Raw genomic sequence first — 5,269 nt, 5'->3', positions numbered from 1 at the left:
CTCCCCCGCGTTACCCCCCCCCGCCCCAATAGCGCCGTGCCCCCCCCGCGGGCCCCCCCCCCCCCGCCCGCGGGGGGGCCCCCCCCGGGGCCCCCCCCGCGCCACCACGCAGCGGATAACCACCACGCCATCGGCGCGCAGCATCAGGTTGCCGGGATCTCGTCTCCGCTCCTGCTCTGCGCGCCTGTTCCTCTGCTCTTCGTTGGGTATGGCTCCAGCGCTTGGCTTGTTCCGGCGCCGCGGCCGCTGGGAGAAGTAGTCGGCTTCAGCCGGTCTCGGCTCCACCATCTGCGCCTCCGGCTGGACCGCCACCGTCCGCCCCGACCTCCTACACCAACCCACTTATTTCTCCGGCACGATAGCGCCGGGTCGTCGTGGACCGCCTGGGGCGTGCGGCGCGGTACGGCTCTTGTTCACGCGCCCTTGCCTGCTCCTGCCAGTGGGCGAGGCCACGGCGGGGGGCGAGGGTGCCGGGGTGGTCGGGGCCGAGGACGCGCAGTTGGTCCTCCAGCTGCTCCGCACAGGCGGCGGCATCGGCCGCATCCCCCACCTGACCCCGCCAGTGGGCGAGGTAGTGCCGGGCGGTGAGGGTGTCGGGGTGGTCGGGACCCTGCACGCGCAGCCGGTCCTCCAGCAGCTCCGCACAGGCGGCGGCGGCATCGGCCGCATCCCCCACCTGACCCCGCCAGTGGGCGAGGTAGTGCCGGGTGTCGGGGTGGTCGGGACCCTGCACGCGCAGCCGGTCCTCCAGCAGCTCCGCACAGGCGGCGGCGGCATCGGCCGCATCCCCCGCCCGACCCCGCCAGTGGGCGAGGTAGTGCCGGGCGGTGAGGGTGTCGGGGTGGTCGGGACCCTGCACGCGCCCGAGAGGCTATTCACCCCTCATCAACAGCCGTCCTTACCAACACCCTGCGCCGGTAGGCTGCGGCCCGGTCTGGCGGCGACCGCGCGGGCCGCCGATTCGGCGCACCCCGGCCCAACCGCTGAGCACACTGACAGGCCCTGGTCCGAAGGCGAGTCGGCGCCCCGGACCTCGACGCCCTCCACGAGGCCGGACCGCGCGCCCGGCGTGGACTGCCTCGCTGTACTCCTCACCACCGATAGGGCCCCGGGCGCGAGCTCGTCTGGTGCTCTGGCGCGCTCGGCCGCAGCTTCGAGGACCTCGAAGCGTGCTCGGCGACGGCCCGGGCGGCCAGGCCGCCACCCGCGGCCGGCCAGTCCTGATCCCCGACCTGGCGCGGATCCGCTCCCGGCACTGGCCGATGCTGCGGCGGTCGGCCCAGCGCCGTGGGCGCACCTGCCAGCGCAGCAGCTCACCCCTGGCCGGGGGTCAGCAGGCCAGCGACGCCAGATCAGGACGAGCGGGCCAGGCCGATGCCGCCTGCGCGGCGGCGTGCGGAGCAGCCGAGAAGGGCGGCGCACCGGATCGGGAGCGGGGGCAGTAGCGCGCCGGTGGGGCGACGCGCGGCCGCCACGGGGTGCCGGCTGTGCGGGGCCGTGCCCGGCCCCCGGGCTGGGGGTCGGGCTGTCCCTTTCGGCGGCTGGTCAGCCGATGCCGGTGACCTGGAGGGCGGTGGTCCAGTTGGTGCGGATCGCGCTGCGGGCGGCCGACAGGGTGATGGTGCCGGCGCAGACGGCATTCTTGAGCTTCGTCTCGACGCCGTCCTTGGTGTAGGCGGTCTTGGTGCCGTAGTGGGGCTCGGGCCACAGGTTGCCCGGGTCGCGGGGTGCGCCGCCGAGCTCGAGGGGGACGAGGTGGTCCTCCTCGTAGTCGGCCATGTTGGTGTCGCTGTAGCCGTAGTCGATGATGCCCTGGGCCTTGAGCGGGTTGGTGTAGGACGTCGGCGGCCGGACCGTGGTCGTCCACCCGGAGACGCAGATGGTGGAGCCGATCGTGGACTGGCGACCGAGGTGTCGCGGGTGCTGCGCGGTACGGCGGGGAAGTGCCGCATGTCGAGCCACTTGTCGCGGCGGTGCGTGATCAGCAGGCTCTCGGGCTGCAGTCCCCGGGGCAGGTCGAAAACGTGGGGGCCGGCGCCCTCGACCAGGAGCCGCCAGGAACCGGCGGGCTCACTCAGTTCCAGGACCACGTCGTCCAGGTCGTCGCCTTCGAGGTGGGCGGTGAGCCGGTCCGGGGCGATGGTGACCTTCCGAAACCAGGCGCCCCGCCGGCGCGCCACAGCTGGTCAACGGGTGTCCGGCTGTCATAGGGGCGCTGGTATAGGAAGGAGCTGACCGCCCGGTCGAAATTCAGGAAGGACGGGTGCGAGGTGTCGCCGACCAGCACGCCATGGTTGCGGTAGTCGGTGGAGTCCCGTCGAATCGTCCATTCGGTCCGGGGCCAGGGCGTCGTCCTCCCCGTCCAGGCTTGGTTCCCTCGGAGGTCGTCGGCGGACACATAGACCGTCTGCTGGTCGGCGGACACATGGAAGCGATCGATGTTGGTGGGCTTGCCGCGCAGCAGGTCCGCCACTACCCAGCCCCTCAACCTCCAGGCGACGAACGCCGCCGTCGGGTACAACCAGGTCTCCTCCCTGTCGGCGCCGAGATCGTCGAGGAGGACTTCGCCGTGGTGGAGCCTCCACTGATCGCCCTCGTCTTTCACCAGGACCAGGCGCACGCGAACGTCCTCGCACGCTCGCACCAGTTCCGCCAGGCCGTCTGCATCCACCTGCTCCGAGGCCGTCATCACCGGCTCCTCCCGGCCCGGCCGAAGTCCGTCCCGGCGGGTGCCCCCATGATGGCCGAACAGAGTTCCGACGATCTTCTTTCCGGAAACGCTGCTGATAGAGCGGGCAAGCGACTTGATTTCGCCAACGGGAGGTTGGCGCGACACCAGGTGAAGATATTGAACGCGTTCGGCATGATCTGGTCCGTGTCCGACGCCGGCTTCGAGGCCGGTCTCGACTGGGCCTGCGTCTGGTCGCAGGAACACACGGCAGGCGAATTGCGGCGGCCACACGGGCCGCGAGCGGCGGCTACCCCATCCGGGCCCAGCTCGCCCCTGAGGGCGGCCGCCGAGGTCCCCGAGGGCGAGCCCGGCGTGCAGGAGGGCGCTTGAGAAGATCGCCACCCGGTGGGCGCCCCGCTGGCCCATCACCTGGCAGCGCACCGATGCCACCACCCGGCAGTGGCGGCTGGAGTCCAACGGATATCGACTGGGTCCCCCTGCTGGCGAAGACCGAGTTCGAGGGCACAAACCTGGGGCAGTGGGTGCGCGCGCAGCGCGCCGGCTTCGCCGAGCTCGACCAGGAGCAACAACGGCCCAGGCGGGTAGGAGACTCACCCCTCCGCTGGGGCCGCCGAGGCCAGCTCGCGCAGCTGCCGGTCGTAGTCGGCCAACAGCTGCGCGAGCTGGTCGAGCGATTCGGCGGGGACGTCGTCGGGGGCGGTGTCGACCACGTAGCGGGCGGCGGCGACCAAAGCGGCCAGCTCGTAGGCGTGGAAGGTGCCGCGCAGGACGGCGGGCCGCACGCGCTCCAGCTCCATCAGGCGGCCTTCGAGCGGACGTAGTCCGTGACCTGGGCGAGCTCGGCGGCAAACTGGTCGTAGTCCTCCTGCATGCCGTTGATGTAGGCGCTCCAGCCGAGGCTGGCCTTGGCGTAGTGGACGGCCTCCTGGATTTCCTCGTCGGTGGCGCCGAAGAGCTTGGCGGCCTCGGTGTGGAACAGGGTGCAGTACTTGCACTTGGTCTCGGCGTGCAGCCCGACCCCGATCAGTTCCTTGTACTTGTTGGGGATCAGCGTCTCGCCAAGTTCGATCCGCTTGAAGATCTCCCACTCCGGGCCGAGCAGCTCAGTGGGGATCCGGGTGAAGAAGTGCGGGACCAGGCCGAGGGTTTCCTTGATGTCGGCCTCGATCTCTCCGCGGTTGGCTGTGGCAGCCATAACGGCCTCCTCCTCGCCGGCCCGGATGCCCGGCCCGGCCCCGTCCGCACCGGCCGCGGGCTGCCGAGGACCGAGTGCTCCCGCCACCCGCACGCTGGCCCCCGGTCACCGCGGGGCCGGACCTTCGACCGCCTTGGACGGCCGGCAGGTGGTGGCGGCATCAGGCCGTACCACCAACATAGGCACCCGAGGCGCCGCGCGGCGCGTCGGAGGCGGCATCCTCGACGTCTACTGCGTGGCACGGCGCTGAGGCAGGCCTGAGGCGACTCGCGGCCCCGCTGGCGGCCGGGCCGCGGGGCGGCGCCGACCCGAACGGGCCAGAGCCTGGGCCGCCCGGCGGCCGGGATGATCCGAGATCAGGAGAGGTGACTGACCTCCGTCCAGTCGATGTCGACAGCGGCGGCCTTGTTGAAGTAGTTGGTGAAGACGTTGAGGGCGAGAGTTCGGGCCAGTATCCGGGTGGGCGCTGCTGGCACCCACCCGGAGCCGGGTTAGGAGCGGCGGCGCAGGCCGTACGCGCCGAGGGCGGCGCCTGCGACGCCGACGACGATGCCCACGACTGCCAGGGTCCGGGCGGCGGAGTCGGAGGAGGACGCGGCGGTCGGGGCGGTCGGGGCGGGGGCGGCCTGGGCGGTGGTCTTCGCCGGGGCGGCGTCGGCCGTCCCGTCCGCGGCGGCCTTGGTGAGGGTCAGGACGGGGGCGGGATGCTGGGGCTCGGGCTGGCCCTGCTTGGCGTCCTCGATCCAGCGCACGACGCTGCCGTCGTCGTACGTCTGCAGGGCCTTGAAGACCAGCTTGTCGGTGTCGGTGGGCAGCGGGCCCAGCGAGATCTTGAACTCCTGGAACTGGCCGGGCGCGATCTTCGTACCGGCGTCGGCGGTCCAGGTGATCTTCGTGACGGCCTCGGTGATCTCGTCGCCGTCGTCGGTCTTGAGGGGGGTGGTCAGCTTGGTCTTCTCCGTGGCGGCGGTCCAGCCGGGGAGCGGCTGGGTGGCGACGGACGCCACCGGGTGGTCGGTGGGGAGGTTGACCTCCAGCTTGGTGGTGGAGGCGGTGTCGCTCTCGTCGGGCACGCGGAAGGCCACCGCGGTGTAGTCGCCCTGGGCGGCGGTGCCGGGCTGCACGGTCACGTGGGCGAACGCCGGCACGGCGCAGGCCAGGACGACGGAACCGGCGAGCAGGGCGGCTGCCGCAAGGCGGCGGGAGGCGATCGAACGCATGGGTGTGGGTCTCCGTCCGGGAGATCGGCACGGCACGGCTCCACTCGGGCCACCCCCCCGGCCCCCGGGAGGGGGCAGTTGAAGATTAGCCAAACCGCACCCCACACACACGGGGGGAGCGCGTGGGGGGGGGGGGGGGTGTCCCCGGCGGGGCCCGGCGCG

General features: G+C 72.3%; 7 protein-coding genes. 1 reads left to right on the top strand and 6 read right to left on the bottom strand.

Annotation, left to right across the window (positions count from 1 at the left end; all coding sequences use genetic code 11):
- Positions 1-328 precede the first annotated feature (328 nt).
- Complete coding sequence (locus tag ACFV0G_RS31100) at positions 329-859, bottom strand: tetratricopeptide repeat protein (RefSeq protein ID WP_380555241.1); 531 nt, start codon at positions 857-859, stop codon at positions 329-331.
- A gap of 310 nt (positions 860-1,169) precedes the next feature.
- Here ACFV0G_RS31100 and ACFV0G_RS31095 point away from each other — a divergent pair, with 310 nt between their 5' ends.
- Positions 1,170-1,445 (top strand): hypothetical protein, encoded by a 276-nt coding sequence (locus ACFV0G_RS31095; RefSeq protein WP_380555239.1) that lies wholly within the window; start codon positions 1,170-1,172, stop codon positions 1,443-1,445.
- 100 nt (positions 1,446-1,545) lie between these two features.
- On the opposite strand, the gene ACFV0G_RS31090 is transcribed toward ACFV0G_RS31095, so the two are convergent.
- The 5 genes from ACFV0G_RS31090 to ACFV0G_RS31070 all read right to left on the bottom strand — a co-directional run bounded on the left by ACFV0G_RS31090 (position 1,546) and on the right by ACFV0G_RS31070 (position 5,107).
- Entirely contained in the window at positions 1,546-1,962 is a 417-nt protein-coding gene (locus ACFV0G_RS31090; RefSeq protein WP_380555237.1) for a hypothetical protein, read from the bottom strand.
- A 112-nt stretch (positions 1,963-2,074) separates the two neighbouring features.
- Entirely contained in the window at positions 2,075-2,836 is a 762-nt protein-coding gene (locus ACFV0G_RS31085; RefSeq protein ID WP_380555235.1) for a hypothetical protein, read from the bottom strand.
- 446 nt (positions 2,837-3,282) lie between these two features.
- Complete coding sequence (locus ACFV0G_RS31080; RefSeq protein ID WP_380555233.1) at positions 3,283-3,489, bottom strand: hypothetical protein; 207 nt, start codon at positions 3,487-3,489, stop codon at positions 3,283-3,285.
- Complete coding sequence (locus ACFV0G_RS31075) at positions 3,489-3,887, bottom strand: carboxymuconolactone decarboxylase family protein (RefSeq protein WP_380555231.1); 399 nt, start codon at positions 3,885-3,887, stop codon at positions 3,489-3,491. The genes ACFV0G_RS31080 and ACFV0G_RS31075 overlap by 1 nt, the downstream gene beginning before the upstream one ends.
- Positions 3,888-4,378: 491 nt before the next feature.
- Positions 4,379-5,107: a YcnI family protein gene (locus ACFV0G_RS31070; protein WP_380555229.1), complete on the bottom strand. Its 729-nt coding sequence runs from the start codon at positions 5,105-5,107 to the stop codon at positions 4,379-4,381.
- Positions 5,108-5,269: the final 162 nt, after the last annotated feature.

Origin of the sequence: Kitasatospora sp. NPDC059571 (assembly GCF_042735675.1) — a bacterium.
Taxonomy (GTDB): domain Bacteria; phylum Actinomycetota; class Actinomycetes; order Streptomycetales; family Streptomycetaceae; genus Kitasatospora.
This window is presented reverse-complemented; position numbering and strand designations above follow the sequence as displayed.

Bases quoted from the DNA above. Each gene is read 5' to 3' on its own strand.
- ACFV0G_RS31070 (WP_380555229.1), bottom strand. From the start codon at position 5,107: ATGCGTTCGATCGCCTCCCGCCGCCTTGCGGCAGCCGCCCTGCTCGCC.
- ACFV0G_RS31075 (WP_380555231.1), bottom strand. From the start codon at position 3,887: ATGGCTGCCACAGCCAACCGCGGAGAGATCGAGGCCGACATCAAGGAA.
- ACFV0G_RS31080 (WP_380555233.1), bottom strand. From the start codon at position 3,489: ATGGAGCTGGAGCGCGTGCGGCCCGCCGTCCTGCGCGGCACCTTCCAC.